The organism is Pseudobacillus sp. FSL P4-0506 (genome assembly GCF_038003025.1).
Classification (GTDB): Bacteria; Bacillota; Bacilli; order Bacillales; family Domibacillaceae; genus Pseudobacillus.
This window is the reverse complement of the sequence record NZ_JBBOOI010000001.1, coordinates 794913-820477: the sequence shown is the minus strand read 5'-3', so window position 1 is coordinate 820477 and position 25565 is coordinate 794913. Positions and strand designations below refer to the sequence as shown.

At 43.2% G+C, this 25565-nt stretch carries 29 protein-coding genes; 2 read left to right on the top strand and 27 right to left on the bottom strand.

Going from position 1 to position 25565, the window contains the following annotated elements:
- Positions 1–32: 32 nt before the first annotated feature.
- From atpA to MKZ02_RS04000, 15 genes are all read right to left on the bottom strand, one after another.
- A complete protein-coding gene (gene atpA, locus MKZ02_RS04070) occupies positions 33–1541 on the bottom strand; it encodes a F0F1 ATP synthase subunit alpha (protein WP_120035275.1) in 1509 nt (502 codons plus the stop codon).
- Between the two features lie 76 nt (positions 1542–1617).
- Entirely contained in the window at positions 1618–2157 is a 540-nt protein-coding gene (locus tag MKZ02_RS04065; protein ID WP_120035277.1) for a F0F1 ATP synthase subunit delta, read from the bottom strand.
- A complete protein-coding gene (locus MKZ02_RS04060) occupies positions 2157–2672 on the bottom strand; it encodes a F0F1 ATP synthase subunit B (RefSeq protein ID WP_120035279.1) in 516 nt (171 codons plus the stop codon). The genes MKZ02_RS04065 and MKZ02_RS04060 overlap by 1 nt, the downstream gene beginning before the upstream one ends.
- Before the next feature lie 286 nt (positions 2673–2958).
- A complete protein-coding gene (gene atpE / locus MKZ02_RS04055) occupies positions 2959–3171 on the bottom strand; it encodes a F0F1 ATP synthase subunit C (RefSeq protein ID WP_006838507.1) in 213 nt (70 codons plus the stop codon).
- 80 nt (positions 3172–3251) lie between these two features.
- Positions 3252–3977 carry a F0F1 ATP synthase subunit A gene (gene atpB / locus MKZ02_RS04050; RefSeq protein ID WP_120035281.1) on the bottom strand — a complete coding sequence of 242 codons (726 nt, stop codon included), beginning with the start codon at positions 3975–3977 and terminating at the stop codon, positions 3252–3254.
- A gap of 6 nt (positions 3978–3983) precedes the next feature.
- Positions 3984–4373 carry an ATP synthase subunit I gene (locus MKZ02_RS04045; RefSeq protein ID WP_340851983.1) on the bottom strand — a complete coding sequence of 130 codons (390 nt, stop codon included), beginning with the start codon at positions 4371–4373 and terminating at the stop codon, positions 3984–3986.
- Positions 4374–4379: 6 nt separating this feature from the next.
- Positions 4380–4598: an AtpZ/AtpI family protein gene (locus MKZ02_RS04040; protein ID WP_120035285.1), complete on the bottom strand. Its 219-nt coding sequence runs from the start codon at positions 4596–4598 to the stop codon at positions 4380–4382.
- 527 nt (positions 4599–5125) lie between these two features.
- Positions 5126–6265 (bottom strand): non-hydrolyzing UDP-N-acetylglucosamine 2-epimerase, encoded by a 1140-nt coding sequence (wecB, locus tag MKZ02_RS04035; protein ID WP_340851980.1) that lies wholly within the window; start codon positions 6263–6265, stop codon positions 5126–5128.
- 21 nt (positions 6266–6286) lie between these two features.
- Positions 6287–6916 carry a uracil phosphoribosyltransferase gene (gene upp / locus MKZ02_RS04030; RefSeq protein WP_120035289.1) on the bottom strand — a complete coding sequence of 210 codons (630 nt, stop codon included), beginning with the start codon at positions 6914–6916 and terminating at the stop codon, positions 6287–6289.
- 198 nt (positions 6917–7114) lie between these two features.
- Positions 7115–8350: a serine hydroxymethyltransferase gene (gene glyA / locus MKZ02_RS04025; RefSeq protein WP_120035291.1), complete on the bottom strand. Its 1236-nt coding sequence runs from the start codon at positions 8348–8350 to the stop codon at positions 7115–7117.
- Between the two features lie 175 nt (positions 8351–8525).
- Entirely contained in the window at positions 8526–9101 is a 576-nt protein-coding gene (locus MKZ02_RS04020) for a TIGR01440 family protein (RefSeq protein WP_340851976.1), read from the bottom strand.
- Between the two features lie 16 nt (positions 9102–9117).
- Positions 9118–9558 (bottom strand): ribose 5-phosphate isomerase B, encoded by a 441-nt coding sequence (gene rpiB / locus MKZ02_RS04015; protein ID WP_120035295.1) that lies wholly within the window; start codon positions 9556–9558, stop codon positions 9118–9120.
- A gap of 77 nt (positions 9559–9635) precedes the next feature.
- Positions 9636–10928, bottom strand: coding sequence for a methyl-accepting chemotaxis protein (locus MKZ02_RS04010; protein ID WP_182917037.1), 1293 nt, complete (start codon positions 10926–10928; stop codon positions 9636–9638).
- Positions 10915–11385 (bottom strand): low molecular weight protein arginine phosphatase, encoded by a 471-nt coding sequence (locus MKZ02_RS04005; protein ID WP_340851973.1) that lies wholly within the window; start codon positions 11383–11385, stop codon positions 10915–10917. The genes MKZ02_RS04010 and MKZ02_RS04005 overlap by 14 nt, the downstream gene beginning before the upstream one ends.
- 87 nt (positions 11386–11472) lie before the next feature.
- Positions 11473–12012, bottom strand: a complete 540-nt coding sequence (locus MKZ02_RS04000; protein WP_340856321.1) for a manganese efflux pump MntP — start codon at positions 12010–12012, stop codon at positions 11473–11475.
- Positions 12013–12209: 197 nt separating this feature from the next.
- On the opposite strand from MKZ02_RS04000, the gene MKZ02_RS03995 reads away from it, so the two are divergent.
- Positions 12210–12983, top strand: coding sequence for a DUF3891 family protein (locus MKZ02_RS03995; protein WP_340851970.1), 774 nt, complete (start codon positions 12210–12212; stop codon positions 12981–12983).
- A gap of 55 nt (positions 12984–13038) precedes the next feature.
- Here the strand turns inward: MKZ02_RS03995 and MKZ02_RS03990 are convergent, their stop codons facing one another.
- The 12 genes from MKZ02_RS03990 to MKZ02_RS03935 form a co-directional block, all read right to left on the bottom strand.
- Positions 13039–14085, bottom strand: coding sequence for an L-threonylcarbamoyladenylate synthase (locus tag MKZ02_RS03990; RefSeq protein WP_182917160.1), 1047 nt, complete (start codon positions 14083–14085; stop codon positions 13039–13041).
- Positions 14086–14311: 226 nt separating this feature from the next.
- Positions 14312–14938 carry a stage II sporulation protein R gene (gene spoIIR, locus MKZ02_RS03985; RefSeq protein WP_120035304.1) on the bottom strand — a complete coding sequence of 209 codons (627 nt, stop codon included), beginning with the start codon at positions 14936–14938 and terminating at the stop codon, positions 14312–14314.
- A 59-nt stretch (positions 14939–14997) separates the two neighbouring features.
- On the bottom strand, positions 14998–15861 hold the full coding sequence (prmC, locus tag MKZ02_RS03980) for a peptide chain release factor N(5)-glutamine methyltransferase (RefSeq protein WP_406908987.1): 864 nt from the start codon (positions 15859–15861) through the stop codon (positions 14998–15000).
- Positions 15857–16927, bottom strand: coding sequence for a peptide chain release factor 1 (prfA, locus tag MKZ02_RS03975; RefSeq protein WP_120035309.1), 1071 nt, complete (start codon positions 16925–16927; stop codon positions 15857–15859). The genes prmC and prfA overlap by 5 nt, the downstream gene beginning before the upstream one ends.
- Before the next feature lie 484 nt (positions 16928–17411).
- A complete protein-coding gene (locus MKZ02_RS03970; protein ID WP_120035313.1) occupies positions 17412–18029 on the bottom strand; it encodes a thymidine kinase in 618 nt (205 codons plus the stop codon).
- 103 nt (positions 18030–18132) lie between these two features.
- Positions 18133–18339: a 50S ribosomal protein L31 gene (gene rpmE / locus MKZ02_RS03965; RefSeq protein ID WP_120035316.1), complete on the bottom strand. Its 207-nt coding sequence runs from the start codon at positions 18337–18339 to the stop codon at positions 18133–18135.
- Positions 18340–18475: 136 nt separating this feature from the next.
- Complete coding sequence (rho, locus tag MKZ02_RS03960) at positions 18476–19759, bottom strand: transcription termination factor Rho (RefSeq protein ID WP_120035318.1); 1284 nt, start codon at positions 19757–19759, stop codon at positions 18476–18478.
- 365 nt (positions 19760–20124) lie between these two features.
- On the bottom strand, positions 20125–21090 hold the full coding sequence (gene glpX / locus MKZ02_RS03955) for a class II fructose-bisphosphatase (RefSeq protein ID WP_340851966.1): 966 nt from the start codon (positions 21088–21090) through the stop codon (positions 20125–20127).
- 105 nt (positions 21091–21195) lie between these two features.
- Positions 21196–22482 carry a UDP-N-acetylglucosamine 1-carboxyvinyltransferase gene (locus MKZ02_RS03950; RefSeq protein WP_120035322.1) on the bottom strand — a complete coding sequence of 429 codons (1287 nt, stop codon included), beginning with the start codon at positions 22480–22482 and terminating at the stop codon, positions 21196–21198.
- Positions 22483–22601: 119 nt separating this feature from the next.
- Positions 22602–23249: a fructose-6-phosphate aldolase gene (gene fsa, locus MKZ02_RS03945; protein ID WP_120035324.1), complete on the bottom strand. Its 648-nt coding sequence runs from the start codon at positions 23247–23249 to the stop codon at positions 22602–22604.
- A 208-nt stretch (positions 23250–23457) separates the two neighbouring features.
- Complete coding sequence (locus MKZ02_RS03940) at positions 23458–24321, bottom strand: class II fructose-bisphosphate aldolase (protein ID WP_340851964.1); 864 nt, start codon at positions 24319–24321, stop codon at positions 23458–23460.
- A 120-nt stretch (positions 24322–24441) separates the two neighbouring features.
- On the bottom strand, positions 24442–24804 hold the full coding sequence (locus MKZ02_RS03935; RefSeq protein WP_120035326.1) for a response regulator: 363 nt from the start codon (positions 24802–24804) through the stop codon (positions 24442–24444).
- Between the two features lie 189 nt (positions 24805–24993).
- Here MKZ02_RS03935 and MKZ02_RS03930 point away from each other — a divergent pair, with 189 nt between their 5' ends.
- Complete coding sequence (locus MKZ02_RS03930; RefSeq protein ID WP_340851962.1) at positions 24994–25515, top strand: DUF2529 family protein; 522 nt, start codon at positions 24994–24996, stop codon at positions 25513–25515.
- Positions 25516–25565: the final 50 nt, after the last annotated feature.

Genomic DNA, 25565 nt, shown 5'->3' with positions numbered 1-25565 from the left:
CGACCCACTCCCGCTTTTGACTATCTGGATAATTATTCGGACTTCGCGAACGTCTTTTTGAACTCGTTGATGGCTGCTTTCATTTCATCATCAGAAGCAAGTTCTTTCGTTGTGCGAATATGTTCTAACACGTTTGTATGGTTGTGATCTAACCAGCTTAACAGTTCATCTTCGAAACGTCGGATATCTCCTACTGGAATATCGTCTAAAAGACCGCGTGTCAACGCATAAAGAATAACTACTTGCTTTTCAACTTTAAGCGGCTTGTTCAAGTCTTGCTTTAACACTTCAACAGTACGCGCTCCACGATTTAATTTTGCTTGGGTAGCTTTATCAAGATCAGAGCCGAACTGTGCAAACGCTTCGAGTTCACGGTAAGCAGCTAAGTCCAGACGAAGAGTACCGGCTACTTTTTTCATCGCTTTAATTTGAGCGGACCCACCAACACGTGATACAGAAAGACCAGCGTTAATCGCAGGACGTACGCCTGAGAAGAACAAGTCAGACTGCAAGAAGATCTGTCCGTCAGTGATAGAGATAACGTTCGTTGGAATGTAAGCAGAGATATCGCCTGCTTGTGTTTCAACGAATGGAAGAGCTGTAATTGAACCTGCTCCTAATTCATCGTTCAATTTAGCTGCACGCTCGAGTAAACGGGAGTGCAAGTAGAAAACATCACCAGGGTAAGCTTCACGACCTGGAGGACGACGTAATAATAAGGAAAGTTCACGGTAAGCTGCCGCTTGTTTAGATAAATCATCATACACGATCAGAACATGTTTACCGTTGAACATGAACTCTTCTGCCATCGTTACTCCAGCATATGGAGCAAGGAATAGCATTGGAGCTGGTGAAGACGCGGAAGCAGTTACAACGATTGTATAATCAAGCGCTCCATGCTTACGAAGCGTTTCAACTGTTCCACGAACAGTAGATTCTTTTTGTCCAATAGCGACATAGATACAGATCATATCTTGATCTCTTTGGTTAAGAATTGTATCGATCGCTACAGTTGTTTTACCAGTTTGGCGGTCACCGATAATCAATTCACGTTGACCACGGCCAATTGGCACAAGTGCGTCAATCGCCTTAATTCCTGTTTGTAAAGGCTCATGAACAGATTTACGATCCATAACTCCTGTTGCCTTGCTTTCAATCGGACGAGTTTTTGTTGTATTAATCGGGCCAAGACCATCTACAGGCTGTCCAAGAGAGTTTACAACGCGGCCGATTAATTCTTCCCCAACAGGGACTTCCATGATGCGGCCTGTGCGACGTACTTCATCACCTTCACGAATATCTGTGTAAGGTCCAAGGATGATAATACCTACGTTGTTTTCCTCTAAGTTTTGTGCCATACCCATGACACCGTTTGAGAACTCAAGCAGTTCTCCAGCCATGACATTGTCGAGGCCATGAGCACGAGCGATACCATCACCTACGTGAATAATTGTACCGACATCGTTTACTGTAATGTCTGACTGGAAGTTCTCAATCTGCTTTTTAATCAGCGCACTGATTTCTTCAGCTTTGATGCTCATGAATTTCACCCCTCATATAATTGTAGTAGTTGTATTCGAACAAGAAACAAAATACAGATATTTTGCTTTTCATTCGTTATTTTGCTATTAATTGTTTTTCAAGCCGATCTAATTTCCCACGCAGGCTACCATCAAAAATACGGTTGCCAATGCGCACCTTTAAGCCGCCAAGTAACTGCGGATTGATGATATTCGTAATTTCCAGAGCTTGTTTGCCCACTTTCTTGGCAAATTGAGTGGAAATTTGCTTCGTCTCTTCGTCTGTTAAAGGACGTACAGACTCAACAGTTGCTTCAGCGAGACCTTGCTCTTCATGAGCTAGATTCGTATACGCATCAACTACGGCAATAATATCTCCTTCACGATGACGCGAGATTAAAAGCATTAATATGTTAGTCACATAAGTAGAAGCCTCTGAAAAAGCATTCTTTATCAGTGCTTGTTTTTCTTCAATTGTTAGCTTCGGAGAGTCAAGTAGAGGAAGCAAGTTTTTGTTTTCCTGAAAAACGGCTTTCACTACCTGCAGCTCTTCTCCGATCTGCTGAAGTTGCTGATGTTCTTTGGCAATTTTGAAAAGAGCCAGCGCATAGCGTTTTGCCACTACGGAATCACTCATCACTTTTCCCCTGCCTCTTGGATATACTCGTTAATCAGTTTTTCTTGATCTGCTACACTTAAATCTTTTTCAATTACTTTAGAAGCAATCAATACAGATAAAGAGGCTACTTGCTCACGAAGAGATGCCATTGCTTGTTCAGTCTGCTGCTCAATTTCCATCTTAGCAGACTCTTTTAAGCGCTCGGCTTCTGCACGAGCAGCCGCAATGATTTCTGCTTTTTGACTGTCGCCCACTTTCTTGGCATTCTCAATGATTTCTTGAGCTTGCTGGCGAGATGCTTTTAATTCTGCTCGAGTTTCTTCTAATAATTTATTTGCTTCAACCCGGCTTTTTTCTGCCGCGTCAATTTCTGATGCAATATGATCTTCACGCTGTTGCATGATTCCCATTAAAGGTCCCCAGGCAAACTTTTTAATCAGCGCTAGTAAAATAATAAACATGATCAATTGGAACAAAATGTCCCCGCCGTTAAAGCCGGCTGACGATCCAAGTACGAATGCGTTTGCTAACACGCCCACTTCACTCCTTTCAAGAGTTTCCCCCCCCTCCCCTTCTTGAGGAAAAGGTCTGTATAAAAAGAATGGAACTGCTTGTTACACTTCGAACATAAAGCAATGGCGAAGGTTCGCTTGGAATGATCTTCGCCATTGGAACAAAAATCCCTTAATATGTTTACCTTGTCCAGCTGTAGCGCCTAGCCGCTCGAGATCACAAGTCAATTCGGCTGCATGGCTGAAAAGCGCCATTCTGCCAAATCGCCTTATGCTTGTCGCGGCTGGACAGGCGCTTCCGCTTTTCTTACTGACCTTGAACCATGAACGCGATAACTACAGCGATGATAGGAATCGCCTCTACTAACGCTACCCCGATGAACATTGTTGTTTGAAGCATACCGCGAGCTTCTGGTTGACGAGCGATACCTTCAACTGTTCTAGATACGATAAGACCGTTACCGATACCTGCACCAAGTGCGGCTAAACCGATTGCGATTGCTGCTGCTAAAAGACCCATTTTAAAATTTCCTCCTTTAAATGTATAAATAATGTATTTGTTTAAAAATAGGTTTGTTCATTAGATGAACTGGGTATATTTTAATGGTCGCTGCTCACTTTGTGAGCAATATAAACCATTGTTAACATGGTGAAGATAAATGCCTGGATTCCACCGACAAAGACGGAGAATCCTTGCCATGCTAATGTTGGAAGGATGGCAGCTAAATGTCCGCCCACTCCTGTAGCAAGGCTTCCTGCTAGCAATCCAAGAAGGATTTCACCAGCAAAGATGTTTCCATAAAGTCGAAGGCCAAGAGTCAGCGTATTAGCAAACTCCTCTACAATTTTCAACGGGAATAAGAATCCCATTGGACGGAAGTAATCCTTTCCATACTCTGTAAAGCCCTTCATTTTAATTCCATAATAATGTGACAGAGCGACAACCATAACTGCTAATGTTAGAGTGATCACCGGGTCTGCTGTTGGAGATTTCCACCAGAGCACGCCATCTTTTACCACTGAAAATGGAAGACCAAGAAAGTTGGAAACTGCAATGTACATAAGCAGTGTAATTCCAAGAACATGGAAACGTCCTCCCGTTTTCCAGTCCATGTTACTCTTGACGATCCCTTTCACAAAGTCCATGATCCACTCAAAAAAGTTCTGCAGCCCGGTAGGCTTCATTGCCAGTTTTCTTGTGGAAATAACTGCAATTAAGAAAACGATTGCACTGGCAACAGTGATCATTAATACGTTGGCTAAGTTGAAAGTTAAAGTAAAACCGTCAAATACTTCCCAATGATATAATGGATTTTCGTGATGCAACTGTTTTCACCTCTCTTCCCCGGTTTTTCTTTTTATTAGAAAATGAATAAAAAAATCTATCATAATGACAATATAGGATGCCATTAATCCCAAAACTGTACTGATAATGTTGAAATGATCCGGATAACGAAGGGCAATGAGAGCAGCTGCGCCAGCGGATGCCATTCGTGACATCGTGCCTAGCGATTGGACTTTATTGCCGCGCTCAAGTGCGGTGTTGAAACGTTGCATCCGCTTCAACATTAACCAGTGGTTGAACAAGCTAAAAGCTGTTCCAAGAATGAGGCCGCCGAAAATCGCCTTGTAAGGCATAATTCCCCAGCAGAAAACAAAGATGGCGAGCAAATATAATAAATACTTTCGATGTCTGGAAAGTGAGTGCTGGAGTTCCCCCATAATTTATTAATCCTCCGAATTGAAGTGGTTAACCGTCTTAAGCATAGAAAAAACGCCCGCAGTTAATCCTAAGAGCAGTCCGATGATTAAAAAAAGTGGTTCAGTTTTCCATTTTTCATCAAGCCAGCGTCCGGCAAAAATCCCGATGAGAATAGATCCTGTCAACTGTGCCAAAACTGCACTGTACAAACTCATCGCCTTAAACGCACTTTTACGGCTCTTCATGTAAAACACTCCTGCCCACCGTGGGTTCTACCTAAAAAAAAAGCGTTTACGCTCAGTTCATAGTATTTGCTCTTTTCCCTTTGTAAGCATACAATAGGGGTATTTTAATGTCAACGCATACTAAAAAAAACCTCAAAAATTGTATGTTACATTTCACAAATTGATCAAAATTTAAATCTTTCCATAAGAATTACTTATCACAGGTGATAAGTAAAAAATAATTGTAAAAACATACCCTTTTCTGAATAAAAATTTCTTTTCTTTCCCTCGGAAGTTCATTTGATTTCGGCTTATTCTCCATTGCCAATCCTCAAGTCTACCAAAGATCTGCCGATTGGCCATTAAATAAAAAAAGGAACTGTCAGGGCAGTTCCTTTTTTTATTTAAGTTTCTGTTAATGATAAGCGTTGATTTGCACTCGTCTTCTACTGGCTCCCCTCCCCCACATGATGAAACTATACGAATGTAAGATGGAGGAGCCTTTGCGACTTTCGCTTCAATCAACATAGACCTTTAACAGAGCCTCTTTAAAAACGGTCCGGCTTTTGATCCGTTGCTTTAAAATGATAAAGGATCGCTTCGCAAATGCGACGGGAAGCTTCCCCATCTCCATATGGATTGGAGGCCTTAGACATTCTCTCATATTCAGCCTGATCGTTCAGCAATTCAGTCGCCATCCGATAAATGGCTTCTTCATCTACACCGGCAAGCTTTAATGTACCGGCTTTAATTCCTTCTGGACGTTCAGTGGTATCGCGAAGGACAAGAACAGGCACACCAAGAGAAGGCGCTTCTTCCTGCACGCCGCCAGAGTCAGTTAAAATCAAGTGTGCTCTCGCCGCAAAGTTATGGAAGTCGATTACGTCAAGCGGTTCGATAAGATGGATGCGCGGATCATTGCCGAGAATTTCACCAGCAATTTCACGGACGACCGGATTCATATGCATCGGGTAGACCACTTGAATATCGTCGTTTTCTTCAACGAGTCGCTTGATTGCACGGAACATGCTGCGCATCGGCTCACCAAGATTTTCACGGCGGTGAGCAGTCATTAAGACAAGGCGATCGCTGCCAAGCTTATCCAGCACTTCATTGCTGTAGCTCTCTTTCACTGTTGTTTTTAGCGCATCAATGGCTGTGTTGCCTGTTACAAAGATGGTTTCTGCTTTTTTTCCTTCATTAAGTAAGTTCTCTTCCGCTTCATCTGTAGGTGAGAAATGAAGATCAGCCATGACTCCTGTTAATTGACGGTTCATCTCCTCCGGAAACGGAGAGTATTTATTCCATGTGCGCAATCCTGCTTCAACATGGCCAACGGCAATTTGATTATAGAAAGCAGCGAGACTTGCAACAAATGTAGTCGTTGTATCTCCGTGTACGAGCACAATATCTGGCTTAACTTCTTTCATTATTCCGTCAAGCCCTTCCAATCCACGCGTCGTTACATCAATAAGTGTCTGACGATCCTTCATAATATTTAAATCGTAGTCTGGAGTGATGTTAAAGATCTCAAGCACCTGATCGAGCATTTGCCGATGCTGCGCCGTTACAGTGACAATAGATTCAAACTGCTCAGGATATTTCTGCAATTCCAGAACGAGCGGAGCCATTTTAATCGCTTCAGGGCGCGTTCCAAAAATGGTCATTACTTTAATCGGGCGGTTCATCTTCTTTGCACCTACTTCTAATTATTTTGTTCCAAACAGGCGATCGCCTGCATCTCCCAATCCTGGTACAATGTAGCCTTTTTCATTCAGCTTTTCATCCAAGGCAGCAATGTAAATATCAACATCTGGATGGATTTCCTGGATAGCCTCTACACCTTCAGGAGCCGCCACTAAGCACATAAATTTAATATTCTTTGCTCCACGCTTTTTCAAGGAATGGATCGCTTCTACTGCTGATCCTCCTGTAGCAAGCATTGGGTCTACTACGATAAAATCACGCTCTTCCACATCCGTTGGGAGCTTTACATAATATTCAACAGGCTTTAGTGTTTCCGGATCACGATATAGCCCGACATGGCCTACTTTAGCAGCCGGAATTAATTTTAAAATTCCATCTACCATGCCAATACCAGCACGGAGAATGGGAACAATGCCTAGCTTTTTGCCAGCAAGAATTTTAGCATTCGCTTCACATACCGGTGTTTGAATGGCTACTTCTTTAAGAGGCATGTCCCGTGTAATTTCAAAAGCCATCAGCGTAGCCACTTCATCTACTAATTCACGGAATTCTTTCGTTCCTGTTTCTTTGTCGCGAATAATCGTTAACTTATGCTGGATTAATGGGTGATCGAACACATATACTTTTCCCAAAATTATCGCTCCCTTATGTTAATATCTCAAATTATGCCATAAAAGCTTCCGACGGCAAAAAAATAAGCCGCACACGCAGCCATTCTTCCACTTCTTTCAGCAAGCTTCCATCTAATTTTACATAAAAAGCAGAAGAAGAACAAATGGGAAAATATAAAAAGCCCGGGAATGATACATTTCTTTCCCGGGCGGAGCCATTTAGCTGTATAAAGGATATTTTGCTGTTAAGTCAGCTACACGCTGGCTTAATTCCTTAAGCTTTTCTTCATCTTCATGGTTTTTAAGTGCTGCTCCGATAAGAGCTGCTACTTCGTCCATTGCCTCTAGATCAAAGCCACGTGAAGTGACCGCTGCTGTACCGATACGGATGCCACTTGTTACAAATGGGCTTTCCGGATCAAATGGAATCGTATTTTTATTAACCGTAATACCGATGTCATCCAATACTTTTTCCGCTACTTTACCTGTTAGGCCAAGAGTTTGCAGATCGATAAGCAGCAAGTGGTTGTCTGTACCGCCTGATACGAGATTGATGCCTTCTTTTACTAAGCCTTCTCCCAAACGCTTGGCATTGTCGATGATTTGCTGTGCATAGGTTTTGAAGCTCTCATCTAACGCTTCTCCGAAAGCTACAGCTTTCGCTGCAATGACGTGCATGAGCGGGCCACCTTGGATACCAGGGAAAATAGACTTGTCGATTTTCTTAGCAAATTCTTCTTTACAAATAATCATACCGCCGCGAGGGCCACGTAATGTTTTGTGTGTCGTTGTTGTTACAAAATCAGCGTATGGAACAGGGCTTTCATGAAGTCCAGCTGCTACAAGGCCGGCGATATGCGCCATGTCAACCATTAGATAAGCGCCTACTTCATCTGCAATCTCACGGAATTTAGCAAAGTCGATCGCACGCGGATAAGCGCTCGCTCCTGCTACAATTAACTTCGGCTTATGTTCGATTGCCTTTTGGCGAACATCGTTATAATCAATTTGCTGGTTTTCTTTGCTTACTCCGTATTCAACGAAGTTGTATTGCACACCGCTGAAGTTTACCGGGCTGCCGTGTGTTAAATGGCCACCATGAGATAAGTTCATTCCGAGAACTGTATCACCGTGCTCCAGGATAGTGAAATAAACAGCCATGTTTGCCTGAGCGCCAGAGTGAGGCTGCACATTCACGTGATCGCCGCCGAAAATTTCTTTCGCCCGGTCGCGAGCTAGATCCTCAACAACGTCAACATGCTCACAGCCGCCGTAATAACGCTTGCCCGGATAGCCTTCCGCATATTTATTGGTTAACACGGAACCTTGTGCTTCCATGACTGCCTGGCTGACAAAGTTCTCAGAAGCGATTAATTCAATTTTAGACTGCTGGCGTTTTAATTCATCTTGAATGGCTTCAAACACAGCCGTATCTTGTTCTTTAAGGATACTCATTTTCAAACCCCTTCCATTTCTAAGAATGATATATGTCTTTATGTATTGCTAATTTTTAAAATTCATTTATATTCTAACATGTTTTTGGCTTGTTTTAAATCAAATAAATATAAAAGCCGATCTTTTTTATAAAAAAAAGCCGACTTTATTATTAAAAGCCAGCTAAAACTTAACATTAACCAGAGCACTTCTCGTCGGCATTCGTTTTTTTATACACCGCTCTGACTCCTCCGATTAACTTCGGCCGGGTTCTGGCCATCGTAACATGCGCATGCCCTACTTCTTTCACACTTGTCCGCAACGGGACAGCGACATGCTTCAAATGCATGCCAATAAACGTATCGCCAATATCTATGCCTGCATCAGCTTTAATAAATTCAACGACGGCGCTATCTTTCTTTTCATTAAAGGCGTAGGTAGCCATCGATCCCCCTGCCTGACGAACTGGCACCACTGCCACTTCCTCAAGCTGCAGTCGCTGAATTTGCTCGCGGTCTACTACAAGCGCACGATTTAAATGTTCACAACATTGGAAAGCAAGATACAGTCCGTATTCATCTGCAAATGCCTGCAATTGTCGGTACACCATTTCAGCAATCTCCAGCGTGCCGGCTGTTCCAATTTTTTCTCCGGCAATTTCGGAAGTCGAACAGCCAATGACGACTATCTGTCCTTTTTGGAGACCGGCCTGTTGCTGAAACTCTTGCAACAGGCGACCGAGCTGCTGTTCCCACTCTTTAAGCTGCAACAAAGCTCATCCCTCCAGTTTATTTTTCTTCATACGCTTTAATTTTATTAAGACGGTTTTCATGTCGGCCGCCTTCATAGTCAGTTGTCAGCCATACTTTCGCAATTTCCCGGGCAAGACCCGGACCAATGACCCGCTCTCCCATAGCAAGCATATTGCTGTTGTTATGCTCTCTCGTTGCCTTTGCACTAAAGACGTCATGAACGAGGGCGCAGCGAATCCCTTTCACTTTGTTAGCCGCAATACTCATTCCAATACCTGTGCCGCATATTAAAATACCACGGTCAAATTCCCCGTTGGCTACCTTTTCAGCTACAGGAACAGCATAATCTGGGTAATCAACAGATGTACTGCATTCACACCCAAAATCTTCATATTCAATGCCGAGCTCATCCATCAGATCTTTTATTTCTTTTCGAATGTTTACTCCACCATGGTCAGATGCAATGGCAATTTTCATGTTGATAATCTCCTTTTGGCTTGATCAATTTTTTTCTATTTTGTCACAATAGGAGACAAATGAAAAGCCCGATGTCTCTAAAGCTGGAATTGTGTAATCGTTGATTTTAATTCTTCCGCTTGTTTTTTCAGTTGAAGAGCAGCCTGTTCAATATCATGCATCACTTTGGTTTGGTCTTTTGTAGCCTGTGTCACTTCAACAGCCCCAGCCGATGTTTCCTCCGCGATTGCTGCTACTTCCTCAGATTGGTTGGATGTATCTTGGATGCTGCCAAGCTGCCTGTCCACCAGCTGAGAAATAATTTGTACAGCCTCTGCTACTTCATGGATCTTTCCAGTCATCTGTTCAATAGCAGAATTGGCTTTAGACCCCTTTTGAACCTCTTTATTGACAGTTTGTACTTGTGAAGAAATCTTTTGGACAACTTGATCTACTTCCTGCTGAATATGCTGGATCAGCTCTGAAATGCCACTGACAGCCTTTGCGCTCTCATCAGCCAATTTACGGACTTCTTCTGCTACAACGGCAAACCCTTTTCCATGTTCGCCAGCACGCGCTGCTTCAATTGAAGCATTGAGCGCTAGAAGATTGGTCTGAGCTGCAATGTCACCGACGAGCTGAATAATCTGTTCAACTTTACGTGCATTTGTCTCCAGCCTCTTAACCGCCTCGAGTGACTGTTCATTTTCTGTAGATAATTGTTCCATACCCGAAATGAGCGATTGGAAAATCTCTTTATTGATCTTCAGCTCTTCTACCATTTCTTCAGCTTGAGCGGCCGAATCCTTTGCCTTTGTTTGCACTTCAGCAGCGAGATGCGTGACATCTTCAATCGATTCTGCCGTAGACTGAATAGCCACTGCTGAATTTTCAGCTCCAGCAGAAATCTCATCTACCGTCCGAAAAATTTCTTCGGCTCTTTCGGAAGCCCGGGTTGCTTCTGTCGATATGCGCACAACACTTTCATTGGTTAAAGAAAAATTATTATCAATGCTATGGACCATGCTTCTCAAATTGCTAAGCATGTGATTAAAAGCAATACCAAGGGAACGGATTTCATCTTCACTTTCAGGAAGTTCTACATCCTCCTTGATATTGCCTTGCGCTGCTGCCAGTGTAGCTGCTTCTAATCTCTTCAACGGCCGGACAAAATAGCCCCCAGCTACATAGGCAAGAATCCCCGACCAAATAATACCTAACAGTAAAGTAGTGACCGTGAACAAAGTTTCGTTCATCCAAGAAAAATAATTAGGATAAATATAATAGATAAAAAAGCCGCTCGTCGTATAAGTAATTAAAGCTAAAATTGTGACGAGAAAAACAAGTTTCTTTCTTAATCCAAATTTCGCTTCGCTTCTATATCTCATCATGACCCCTCTCCGGAATGTCTCCTGCCCGGCTTTGCATTTTTTTTAATGCCTCGGTGATTAATTCATCCAATTCCACATAAGTTTGACGATAATTTTCAAGTGATCCCCCGTACGGGTCAGCGACATCTCCTTGCTCCCCATAGACAAACTCTTTCAATGTCCATAGCTTGCCAGCAGAATGAGGAAACGAAGAAAGAACCGCCTGTTTATGGCCGGTTGTCATAGTAAAAATGACATCCGCCCAATCGACTATCTCTCTAGATATCCCTTGAGACAGATGTTGAATAGGAATGCTATTTTCCTGTAACACTTGAATGGCATGCCTGGCTGCCCGGTCACCTGCTGCTGCATAAATCCCTGCAGACCGTACATCCCATCCTTGCTTCTTATGCTTCATAATTGCTTCTGCCATCGGACTTCTACATGTATTTCCTGTACATACGAACAATATGTTCAACCGTTTTCACCCTCCAGCTGTTTTCTTCTCCTCTTATTATATAAGATTTTTATCAAAGAGGGTAAAAAGTTCTATATATTTTTCCAATTAAAGAAAAAGAAGTTTAAAACCAAACGCCAGCAAAATGCAACCGCCAAATGCTTCGCTGTAAGCCCCAAGCCAACTGCCCGCCTTTCTGCCAATCAACAGTCCGCTCCAAGTTAAACCAGCTGCAATGCCGCCGAACAGAAGCAGTACAAGCAAAACTTCTGCTCCATAAATCCCTAATGTAAGGCCAACCGAGAAGCTATCCAGACTGACGATCAAAGAGAATGCCATCAATCTCCAACCGAAAGGAACCGACCTTTCTTCCTCTTTTTGTTGAAAAAAAGCAACAATCATTTGAGTACCAGCAATTATGAGCAGCAAGCCTCCAATAAGAGAAGCAATTGTCCCAAATGTATCTGTAACAAATCGGCCAGCTATTATGCCAAGAAGCGGTAAAATAATATGAAAACTGCCGATAATGATTCCAATATAAAAGATCCGCTTTAACCTGATTGGCGCCATGCCTATTCCTAAGCTTGCTGAAAAAGCGTCCATTCCTAACGCTAAAGCCAGTGTACTCAAAGTAACGACTTCACCCATCTTTGCTTCATTCCCTTCCTTGTTGGACGTGCCTCTTTTCAACATATGCAGGAATGCTCGAATACTTTCTTGAATAGATGCCAAATGAGAAAGCGCAGTAAAGACATGGTGGAATACTTTTAAAACCAAAAGCAAGATTGCCAGCACACGATAAGGGAATAAATAAAAAAATACTAAACTTGAGAGGGTGAGCACGAATGATCGTTAGAGAGCGTAAGAACGAATTTGTACTAATTGAACAGGATCATCACGCACAAATTTCTGGAATCATCATGTCCTATTGGAAAGATTCACTGTTTTCTGCTCCAGAATTCAGGCGCTCCGTCGAATATGCCATTTTTCAGCACGACTGCGGCTGGAAACCATTTGACACAGACCCCTTCTGGAATGATAAAAAAGAGGCCCCGTATACGTTCGTTGATTTTCCAGTGCTGCCAAAACTTGTACTTTACAAACAAGGAATTGATGAGGTGGAAAAAAACGATCATTACGCTGCTCTCTTATGCAGCATGCATTATTCGGCTTTTCTTAGAAACGAGGCTTTAGATGAAGTAAAACCATTTCAAATAAATGAAGAACAGCGCCGGGAGCGGCTCATTGCTTCTCTTAAAATTCCAGACCCATCTTTGCCCGATTCACATTACAGACTGTTACAGCTCGGGGATAATCTTTCTTTATATATTTGTCTGAACGAGCCCGGGACAACGAAAGAGCAGGAACATCCCTTCTTTTGCAAAGGAATTCCTCTTTCTGCCGCCTTCAACAAAATAGAGAAAGATAACATTCAGCTTTATTGGCAAGACAAACAAACCATCGCTATGGACCCTTTCCCTTTTAGAGATAAAATTCTTATCACACTTAAACAGAAGACTCTGTCAAAAGACCAGATTGCTTCCCAAGGGTTTCTTGAAAGCTATAAAAAAACCAGCTTTTGTGAAACACCCATTCAACTCATGCCATCATATAAATAATTAAAAAGGAAACCAGAAAAAGCGGCAGTCGCCGCTATCCGGTTTCCTCTTTTTTCTATTCTTCACATACCCAGCGATGAGCGGCTGCTTTTTCCAGCCGGTTCATAATGGCTAAACCAACCCCCGACGTGGGGAAAACTTCGGAATAGATAATATCTACATCTGTCTCATTAAAAGCGCGCAATACATCGTAAAGAGAATGCGCCACTGTTCTTAAATCCTGGCGGCTTCCACATGGAAAAACAACATCCGCTTCGTAGAAAGAGAGATTCTCCTCTGTTGTTAACACGCCAACTTTTTTCCCTTGCTGCCGCTGCTCATCAATATTTGACTGAATCCATTTACGGCTGCCATCTAGCAAATAAACAGGAGCTTCCGGGGCATAATGTTTATATTTCATTCCAGGCGACTTGGGCCGCTGCTTTGCATCCGTCAACGCCGCATCAATCCCAGCTTCCCCGGCAACCTCCTCAATTTCTTCTTTTGTAATGCCACCTGGCCGCAAAATAACAGGAATGTCTCCTGTACAATCCACAACTGTAGATTCTACCCCTACTCCAGTATCGCCGCCATCTATAATTCCCGCAATCATTCCATCCAGATCATCTCGTACGTGCTTTGCAGAAGTAGGGCTCGGCTTGCCTGATCGATTAGCGCTCGGTGCTGCAATTGGCAAGCCCGCTTCCCGGATGACAGCCATGGCTACAGGATGATCGGGCATGCGGACCGCTACCGTTTCAAGCCCTGCCGTAACCACTTCCGACAGCCGGTTTGGCTGCTTTTCCAAAATAATAGTGAGCGGACCTGGCCAGAAGGCTTCCATTAATCGTTCAGCTGTTTCTGATATGTTGACCGCTACGTCTGCTACCTGTTGCTTTGAAGCGATGTGAACAATTAGTGGATTGTCAGCTGGGCGGCCTTTTGCAGCAAATATTTTAGCAGCCGCTTCATCTGATAAGGCATTTCCTCCTAGTCCGTATACCGTCTCAGTTGGAAAAGCCACCACCTCATTTTGCTTTAATAAATCAGCTGCTTCCTCAATTTGTGGATATGTGTCTAAAAAATCCACACCCTTATCCACATACCAATGTTTTGTTTGCATTTTGCTCATTTATCTTTCATTCCTTCTTTTTTTGTACGATTTCTGTGTTTCTTGTTAATAAATCAGACACTTCTGGAAAGATATGCACAAAATCATACCCATTATCCACATTGTGTGGATAACTTTTTTAGTTTTGTTTATAAGTCTGTGGGTAAATGTGGATAAATTTCTGAAAAATCAATCGTTATTATTTTTATCCACAAGATGAAAAAGCCATCCTCACTTTTTACTTATTCTTCTTGAAAAGCTCAACGATAGCGAACTTTACTTTTGGAACTTGCTCCTCACCTTCTGCATAGACTGGTACTTTCTGCTGGTCTGAGTGGTTGTTCTCTTCCACCCCGGGACTAATGGCTGTACCATTTGAAAAATCAAGAAAACAAAGCGGGGGATAGAGCACACACCACCAGTTCGCCCCATTTCCTTCACCAATTGTAATAACGATTGCCTCATATTCACCAGCAGGGTAAAGAAATTGCCCATACAGCTTCGTTGGAAACTTTGCTTGTCCAAAATTAACCTTAATGTTTGTTTGTATCCCTTCCTCCCTCGCACGCTTTATAGCAATCTCTTGAATTTCCGGCAGTTTGCTTTTTAAAAGGCGGCGGGCTTCCGGCAAAGATTCCAGATTGGATACCCACTTTGTAATCTCTTTATTCACATCGTCTCTGATCTTTCTTTTTAGTTCCTGGTCAGTCGCATTATCGCTATTCGCAAGAATTCTCAGCCTGATCGCTTCCTTTGGAATCACGATGGTTTCTTCCGCTTCTGCTGCTTGATCAGGAATATATAAACTCATTATTGTACCGATTGATAAAATTAGTAAATAAATGCCTGCAATTAATCTATTCATTGTTTTCCCCTCCTGGCTATCAGTCTGTCCAGAAAAGAAAAACTTAAACAATGAAACTATTAAATTTTCACAAAAACCATTCTGTCTTTGCCATTAATATCATTTTTAACACTGATGACCGCTTCTGGAAAAACGCTTTGCAAAAGATCAGATACCGCTTTTCCCTGGCCCCCTCCGATTTCAAACCCAATCAATGCTTTTGCATTCAATACATGGGGCAGCTGTTCACATAACCGACGGTAAATATCAAGGCCATCCTCTCCTCCAAATAAAGCCAGTTCCGGCTCATGATCAACCACAACGGTTGATAACTCTTTTTTATCAGTTAACGGAATATAAGGAGGATTAGACAGAAGAATATCCAGTTTTATTCCCTCCTCAATGAAAGGAGCCAGCAAATCTCCATGCAAAAACTGAATATTAGCCTGCAATGTCCTGCTATTCTGTTTGGCTGTCTGCAGCGCTTTTTCCGAGAGATCCGAAGCATACACGGTAAGCTGCGGACGTTCAAGCTTCATCGTAATAGCGATAGCTCCGCTTCCCGTCCCAATATCCGCCATTACAAGTTCCTGATCCTCTTGGAAATGCTCGCTTATCCCTTCTAGCGCATGCCAAATCAATTCTTCCGTTTCCGGCCGGGGAATCAGCACATTCCCGTTTACAGCGAAAGATCTTCCATAAAATTCTTCTCTTCCAATCATATGCTGGATGGGAATACCTTCCCCATGCCGGCTGACCATTTCCTTAAAGGTTTGCTGTTGCTGCCCTGTCAGCTGCGCATGCATATTTGCCAGCAACTCTGAGCGTTTCATCTGCATAACGTGCTGCAACAGTAGTTCTCCCGCATTCTCATCCCGCTCTTTCTCTCTTAAAAAAGAAGAAGCCCATCGAAGGGCCTCATATATTTTTTGTGTCATATTAATCCTGCAAATTCTCAAGCTTGGAAGACTGTTCTTCCATAATAAGTGCATCTAGCACTTCATCTAGCTTGCCTTCCAAAATTTGATCAAGCTTTTGCAGAGTTAGACCGATGCGGTGGTCAGTCACACGGTTTTGCGGGAAATTGTATGTTCGGATACGCTCAGAGCGATCTCCAGAACCGACAGCCGATTTTCTTTGCGCGTCATATTCCGCCTGGGCTTCCTGTTGGAACTTATCATATATACGGGCCCGGAGAACTTTCATCGCTTTTTCCTTATTCTTAATTTGGGACTTCTCATCCTGACAGGAAACAACGATCCCTGTCGGAAGATGCGTCAAACGAACAGCTGACATCGTCGTATTAACACTTTGGCCGCCCGGTCCGCTCGAGGCAAATGTATCAACTCGAATATCTTTGTCGTGGATATCCACTTCCACATCTTCCGCCTCTGGAAGACAGGCTACCGTAGCTGTAGATGTATGAATCCGTCCACCTGATTCCGTTTCTGGAACACGCTGCACACGATGGGCACCGTTTTCATATTTCATCTTGGAGAAAGCACCTTTTCCGTTAATCATGAAAATAATTTCCTTATAACCGCCAAGGCCCGTGGAGTTGGCTTCAATGACCTCTGTTTTCCAACCTTGCATCTCCGCATATCGGCTGTACATACGATATAAGTCACCGGCAAACAAAGCCGCTTCATCTCCGCCCGCTGCCCCGCGAATTTCCATAATTACGTTCTTATCGTCGTTCGGGTCTTTTGGAATCAAAAGAATTTTCAACCGTTCTTCCAGCTGCTCAAGCTGATCTTCAAGCTCCCCTATTTCTTCTTTCACCATTTCACGCATGTCAGCATCAAGCTTTTCATCAAGCATTGCCTTGGCATCCTCGTATTGCTGCTTTGCTTCTTTATATTCACGATACACAAGCACAGTCTCTTGAATGTCAGACTGTTCCTTTGAATAATCTCTGAGCTTGCCAGGATTATTCACAATTTCCGGATCGCTTAACAGTTCATTTAACTTTTCGTAGCGGTCTTCCACCGCCTGTAAACGGTCAAACATAATGTCACCTCAAATTTCGTCCATAATGTTTTCATTATAATATATCGAAAAAACCAGCACAATGTAAAAAGAAAAAGCGGAGGGTGCTTGTCTAGTACGATAGAAGGTTGGAGGAATACCTAAAGGAGTCGTTCTTTGACTTCTTTAGGTATTTCGAAACCGCCGTACGCACTAGCGTCCGCAGCTGGACAAAAGAAAAGCGGAGCCGACTGTACTCCCCCGACAAGCATAAGACGAAATGGTGAAGTGACGTTCTTTAGCCACACAACCAGATCGGCTTATGTCCTCGAGGGGCAAGGAGGCTCAGCTGGACAAGAGAAAAGCGGAGGTGCTTGATTCGCGGCGTATGGACTGGTTCACCTTTTACTGACAATACGTTTTTCCCGGAAAAGAAGCTGTTATCTGGAAAAGCATTGTTTTTTTCTAAAAAGAAGAAGAGGACGTCCGATGGACGCCCTCTATGAATTTGTAGTCAGGCTAAAACCTATTGGGTTTTTTCAACAGCTGCTTTCTGCTTATGTACAGAGGTAAGCGGCACTTCGTGATGGTGGCGGCAGCGCGCTTCATAACTTTCAGCGGCTCCAACTAAGATAATGGGATCGTCATATCCCGCCGGCTGTCCATTAATCAAACGCTGTGTCCGGCTAGCTGGTGATCCGCAGACCGTGCAAACAGCTTGAAGCTTTGTAACGAGTTCAGCAATCGCCATTAATGCCGGCATCGGACCAAACGGCTCTCCCCGAAAATCCTGATCAAGGCCGGCTACAATCACACGATGTCCACGGTTGGCGAGCAACTGGGCAGCTGAAACAATGCCCTTATCAAAAAATTGAGCTTCGTCAATCGCAACGATATCCACATCAGGCGAGACAGCTGCTAAAATATCAGCCGACTCTGCTACCGGTACTGCAATCACAGCAGACCCATTATGGGAAACGACTGAGTCTTCGCTATAACGATTATCGATTTTTGGCTTAAACACCACGATTTCTTGCTTTGCAAACTGCGCTCTCCTGACACGGCGGATCAGCTCTTCAGATTTTCCCGAGAACATGCTGCCGCAAATCACTTCCACCCATCCGGTTTGTTTCATTACATACATTGAACAAGCCTCACTTTCAACATTCCTTCTTAAAAATAGTCCCAAAAGGCAAAAAACAGGCAAGCAGTTAATAAATAACTCCTTGCCTGTTTTCATTTTTAACTTACTTATTCTTCATGCCGTATTTTTTGTTGAAGCGATCAACACGTCCGCCAGCATCAGCGAATTTTTGACGGCCAGTATAGAATGGGTGGCACTCAGAGCAAACCTCTACGCGAATTTCCTCGTTTACGGAACCAGTTTCAAACTCGTTGCCGCATGCACATTTCACCATTGCTTTTTTATAATCTGGATGAATAGCTGCTTTCATTCTTGTCATCTCCTTCCGCCCTGAATCATTCTGAAACAGAGTTGTCTATACGAAGTACGGAGTTAGTTCTCCATACTTATAGGCTGAACACACTGGTATTATTATAACAAGTATTTGTCCAAAAATCAAATACCAATTATAAAATCCGTTTAGATGAACCGCCTGCTTTAATTTCCTCTACTAATTGCTCAATAAAGTCCTCGTTTGATTTCGTCTGGCGCAGGCGACGCAGGAATTTTTCGGCAAGATCTGGTGAATCGGACATCGTCTTGCGGATAGACCAGATCATATCAAGCTGACCTTTCTCAATGAGCAGCTCTTCCTTACGCGTGCCAGAACGTTTAATATCAATAGCCGGGAAGATCCGACGCTCAGCAAGCGAGCGGTCGAGGTGGAGTTCCATATTTCCTGTCCCTTTAAATTCTTCATAAATGACATCATCCATACGAGAACCTGTATCTACAAGAGCCGTTGCTAAAATCGTCAAGCTGCCGCCTTCTTCGATATTCCGCGCTGCTCCGAAAAAGCGCTTCGGGCGGTGAAATGCGGCTGGGTCAATCCCTCCGGAAAGCGTGCGTCCGCTCGGCGGAATAACAAGATTGTATGCCCTTGCCAGTCTTGTAATACTATCCATTAAAATAATTACATCGCGCTTGTGCTCTACAAGACGCATCGCTCGCTCCAGCACAAGCTCCGCTACTTTAATATGATTTTCCGGCACTTCATCAAACGTTGAACTGATAACTTCTGCTTGAACAGACCGCTCAATATCAGTTACTTCCTCCGGACGTTCATCAATCAGCAGAACGATTAACTCTGCTTCTGGATGATTGGCAGTGATAGAATTAGCAATCTCTTTCAGCAAGATCGTTTTTCCTGCTTTTGGCGGTGCCACAATTAATCCCCGCTGACCAAAACCTACAGGAGAAATTAAATCCATGATTCTTGTGGAAAGATTTTTTGGACTGGTTTCAAGCTTAATTTGACGATCCGGATATAAAGGAGTCAATGCTGGAAAGTGGACACGCTCTTTAGCAGATTCAGGATCGTCCCCATTTACTGCTTCGACGTGCAGGAGGCCATAGTAACGCTCGTTTTCCTTCGGAGGACGTACTTTACCTGATACTTTATCGCCGTTTCTCAAATCAAACCGGCGAATTTGTGAAGCAGAAATATAAATATCCTCGGAACTTGGCGAGTAGTTGATCGGTCTTAAAAATCCAAAGCCCTCAGACTGAATAATCTCAAGAACGCCTTCCATGAAAAAGAAGCCTTGCTCCTCCGCGCGCGCTTTCAAAATAGCAAAAATTAATTCTTTTTTCGTTAGCTTACTGTAATAAGAAATCTTGTACGTACGCGCAAGCTCGTAAAGTTCCTTTAATTTTAAATTCTCTAAATAAGAAATTGTTAGTTCTTCCATTTCGGCACCACACTTTTATTTAATTCTCACCCTATGTAAGTAAGATGAGCCGTTCTTTCTTTATTTAGCTGCGCCTTATTCGGGTTCGAATCTAGGCCGTTATATGCTTTCCGAGCCTGTCCCATGCTAATTGCTCTAGGCATCGGCTCTGCTTTTCTTTAAAATAATATCTATTTTAACCTGTTAGGGTAATTGCCGCAATAATTGAATAAAAAAGGAGGGAACATTGCGTTGATACACATTTTCTGGGCAATATTGTGAGTGGCGTTGAAAAACAGCAAAGGCAGGCTGAAGAGCCGGTCACTCCCGGCATAAGCCCGCTCCGTGCTGTTGAATGAATTAAATAAAAACAGTTTCTTTATATGTTAAGGCTTCATAACTAAGTTCGGCTTCTTCTCCAAGCTGTGACGGCCATCAATAAAACGAACCGTACCAGATTTTGCTCTCATAACGACAGAATGAGTCTGTCCATAGGAACCTTTAAATTGAACACCACGCAGCAGCTCACCATCTGTTACGCCTGTTGCTGCAAAAATTGCATCGTCCCCACGTACGAGGTCTTCCATACGAAGCACTTGTTTCAAATCGATGCCCATTTTTTCGCAACGCTTGATTTCTTCATCATTTTGCGGAAGCAATCTTCCTTGGATCTCTCCGCCAAGACATTTTAACGCTACCGCTGAGATGACTCCCTCAGGAGCACCGCCGGAACCAAATAAAATATCGACGCCTGTTTGATCAAAAGCAGTATTGATCGCAGCTGCTACGTCGCCGTCTTCAATTAATTTAATACGCGCACCTGCTTCACGAAGCTGGGCGATGATATCTTCATGGCGTGGACGATTTAGCACTGTGGCTACCACGTCTTGGATATCTTTATTTTTCGCTTTAGCGACAGCTTTTAAATTATCGAGAACGGATGCATTGATATCGATTTGCCCTACAGCTTCAGGTCCTACTGCAATTTTGTCCATGTACATGTCAGGAGCGTGCAGAAGGTTGCCATGATCTGCTATAGCAAGAACAGCCAATGCATTCCATCCACCTGATGCAACAATGTTGGTACCCTCCAGCGGATCGACTGCAATGTCTACTCGAGGACCATAGCCTGTTCCGAGCTTTTCACCGATATATAGCATCGGAGCTTCATCCATTTCACCTTCTCCGATTACAACCGTTCCTTTCATTGGGATGGTATCAAACACATCGCGCATAGCAGTAGTTGCCGCATCATCCGCTTCCATCTTCTGCCCTCTCCCCATCCAGCGTGCAGAAGATAAAGCAGCTGCTTCCGTTACCCGGATAAGCTCCATTGATAAACTTCTTTCCATCTTATATTTTCCTCCCGTATTAGAGCTGCAATTTAATAACTTTAAAAGTATAACCTAATTAACATATATATTGTAACACATTAACGGGAAATGAGGGGGAAGAATTCAGCCACTTTTCATTTGTCCTATATCTTCTTCTGACAAGCCTTCGCGCCAGAGCTCTGCACCGAGGAGGCTGAGTTTTTCCACAAGCATGCTGTAGCCCCTGTCAATATGCTCAAGCCCTGTTATTTCTGTTAACCCTTCAGCCATCAAGCCGGCAATCACGAGAGCAGCCCCTGCCCGCAAGTCGCTCGCCTTCACTTTCGCTCCTCGGAGCTGGACAGGTCCATTAATAACAGCCGATCTTCCTTCCACTTTCATGATTGCATTCATTCTTCGCAGCTCATCGGTATGCTTAAAACGGGCAGAGTAAATCGTATCCGTAACAATAGAAGAACCTTCTGCTTTTGTTAAAAGTGAGGTAAAGGGTTGCTGTAGGTCGGTCGGAAATCCTGGATATACAAGCGTCTTTACGTCAACAGCCTTAAGCTTATCCGCTCGGCCTACAAAAATTTTGTCATCTCCTATTTCTACGGGGACATTCATTTCTCGCAGCTTGGCGGTTAGCGATTCCAGATGAAGCGGGATGACATTGTCAATCACGATACCATCTCCTGCTGCAGCTGCCAAAATCATAAATGTTCCTGCTTCAATTCGATCGGGGATAATTGTGTGGCGGCAGCCATCGAGCTTGTCCACGCCTTCAATACGAATAATGTCGGTGCCTGCTCCTTTAATTTTAGCTCCCATGTTATTCAACAGGGTAGCTACATCAATAATTTCTGGCTCTTTTGCAGCATTTTCAATAACAGTCTGCCCCTTTGCCTTGACAGCAGCCAGCATAATATTGATGGTAGCGCCGACACTGACAACATCCAGGTAAATCCGGGCTCCCCTTAGCTCATTCGCCCGCAAGTAAATAGCTCCCTGCTCATTTGTTACTTCCGCTCCAAGCGCTTCAAATCCTTTAATATGCTGATCAATCGGCCGTGGCCCTAAATGACAGCCACCCGGCAAGCCGATTACCGCTTTTTTAAACTTTCCGAGCATGGCTCCCATTAAATAATAGGAAGCACGCAGCTTTTTTACTTTACCATTTGGCAAAGGCATGGCCACCATACTCGTTGGATCGACAATCATTTCACCATTTTTAAAAGTGACTCTTCCGCCGATCTCCTCGAGCAATCCTTTCAGTATATGAATATCGGAAATATCGGGCATTCCTTCAATTGTTACTGGAGATTCCGCTAAAATAGTAGCTGGCACTAAAGCAACTGCACTGTTTTTGGCTCCATCTACTTTAATTGTGCCTTTTAACGGACGTCCTCCCACAATCTTCAGCTTTTCCATTTTATGCTCCCTTCTTTCACGCACTGGCTAAGCATCGAAAAAGAACTGCTTCATCATACGCTGACTATTTTCACTAAATATAGTTTATCCCACTGAAGTAAAAACATGTAAAAAATGTTTTATTTTACTTGGCGTTTATCCCAATCAGCCAAAAACGCCTCAATTCCTTTATCTGTTAGCGGATGGTTAAACATTTGCTTCAGCACTTTAAATGGTACAGTTGCAATGTGGGCGCCACGTAAAGCTGCATCTGTAATATGTTGTGGATGGCGGATAGAAGCAGCAATGATTTCTGTATCAATGCCGTGAATAGCAAAAATAGAAGCAATCGTTTCAATAAGATCCAATCCATTATGGCCGATATCATCAAGACGTCCCAAAAATGGCGAAACATAAGAAGCGCCTGCTCTCGCTGCTAACAATGCTTGGTTTGCGCTGAAAATTAACGTTACATTCGTTTTAATACCTTCTTTAGCGAAAACAGAAACCGCTTTTAATCCTTCTGCTGTCATCGGAACTTTTACCGTGATATTCGGTGCAATCTTTGCTAATTCACGGCCTTCTTTGATCATTCCTTCTGCATCAAGCGCAATCACCTCAGCGCTGACTGAATCACTCACCAAATCAGTAATTTCCTTTAAGCGCTCTTCAAAAGGAACAGATTCCTTCGCCACTAAAGATGGATTTGTTGTCACACCTGATAGAATGCCCCAAGAATGGGCTTCTTTGATTTCTGTCATGTTAGCTGTATCGATGAATAATTTCATTATATAATCTCTCCTTTAATTAGTTGGCTATTGCAGCGCCTGCTCCTCAGGGTTATAAGTTCGTCCAGCTGTGTGGCTAAAAGACGCCACTTCACCGGCCCATCTTATGCTTGTCGGAGCCATTCGGGCGCTTCCGCTTTTCTAAATTGAAACCGCCTTACTTCAATAAGGCGGTTTCTTTTATGCATCTTTATAGGATAAATAAGCTTTACGCTTTTCCAGAGGAACCAAATTCACGCATTTTTCCTTTAACGGTTTCTTTGATTGTCTCGCGTGCAGGTCCTAGGTACTTACGTGGGTCATATAAATCTGGTTTTTCAGCGAGAACTTCACGCACCGTTTTTGCTGATGCTATTTGGTTTTCTGTGTTAACATTAATTTTTGCTGTTCCAAGGGAGATCGCACGCTGAATGTCTTTTGTTGGAATACCAGTACCCCCGTGAAGTACGAGTGGAACGCCGGTCAAATTCATTACTTCCTCCATGCGGTCAAAGCCCAATTTCGGTTCGCCTTTGTATGGACCATGAACAGAACCGAGAGCTGGAGCAAAGCAATCCACACCTGTTTCACGGACTAATTGGTCACACTCTGCCGGAATGGCATAAGCAGCTTCCGCATCTTCCACGATCAAGTCATCTTCCTGTCCGCCAATACGGCCGAGCTCTGCTTCAACAGATACACCGTGAATGTGGGCAAGCTCTACTACTTTTTTTGTTAGCTCAATGTTTTGCTCTAATGGATGATGAGAGCCATCGATCATAACGGAAGTGAAGCCTGCTTGAATTGCTTTGGCACACATTTCAAAGCTGGAACCGTGATCAAGATGAATAGCTACCGGAACGGTTACTTCATACTCTTCCATTAGGGCCTTTACCATAGCAACGACAAACTTGAAACCACCCATATAACGGGCTGCTCCTTCAGAAACCCCAAGAATGACTGGAGACTTTTCTTCTTCAGCCGCCTGCAAAATAGCTTGAGTAAATTCAAGGTTGTTGATGTTAAACTGTCCAACAGCATACTTTTCTTCTTTTGCTTTATTTAGCATATCTGTCATGGAAACTAAAGGCATGATTATTTTCCTCCTCGATGAACTAAGTACACATCTTAGTATACACTTACGAATAAATTTACATTTGTATCATACCAAAATAACCGGCCCTTTACCAATGGAAAAGCAGCCGGTTATCCTTTAGGAAAATATGTATTCTTTTACTGTTGTGCGGATATCATCAATATCAAATGGTTTGGCAAAGTGCGTGAGCGCCCCAAGATCCTTTGCTTTTTGAATCATATCCAGCTCTCCGTAGGCCGTCATAATAATGACACGGATGCTTTTATTTTTTTCCCTCATACGTTTTAAAATTTCGATGCCGTCCATTCCTGGAATTTTCATATCCAACAACACTAAATCAGGTGAATGATTATCTACAATTTCGAGAGCTTGTATGCCATTCGCTGCCTGAAATGTTTCGTACCCCTCTTTTTGAAGAACTTCATTTAGTAAAATGCGTATACCAAATTGATCGTCTACAATAAGTATTTTCCCACTCAATTGCCTCTCCCCCTGATCTTAATTGTCTTTCTATTATGTTATGTATGGTTTAAAACAACTGACTATTTCTTGCTCTATGTTTAATTCTTGTTCGACACTCGAAATTCCTGCTTACGGAAATAATTTATGACTTTTGCTCCCGAGTTAAAAGACATGTATAATATACTTCACGATTAAGGAGGACGAACGATGTTAAAAATGTTTACCACTCAATTAAATGGTCTTTTCCAACGGATTGCCGATAAAGAAGCGGAACAAATGGAAGATGGCGCCCGCCTTCTGGCCCAGGCAGTAATCGGAGAGGGACGAGTTTATATAAAAGGATTTGAAGAAATGAAAGCCGTAGAGGCAGAAGCAACGGCCGGAGCTGAAGCGCTCTCCTGCTTCCAATCGTTTGAAGCCACCGATAACATAACAGAAAGTGACCGGGTGCTTCTCGTTAGCCGTTTTTCCCATGACTCCGAAGCTGTAGCTTTAGCTGCTGCTCTTGAGGAACGAGGCATTCCCTTCGTTGCAATAGCCGGACTTGTGCCCGAGGAAGAGCACTCACTTCACGAAAAAGCCGATGTGTTTATAAATACAAAGGTTACGAAAGGGCTTCTTCCTGACGAAAATGGCGGCCGTACAGGCTTTCCTTCTAGTCTCGCTGCCCTATATATTTACTTTTCCCTTAAGCTTACCATCGATGAAATTTTGCAGGAACAAAATTAAACAATGAAAAAAGCCTTTAAAGCACACATGCTTTAAAGGCTTTTTCTTTC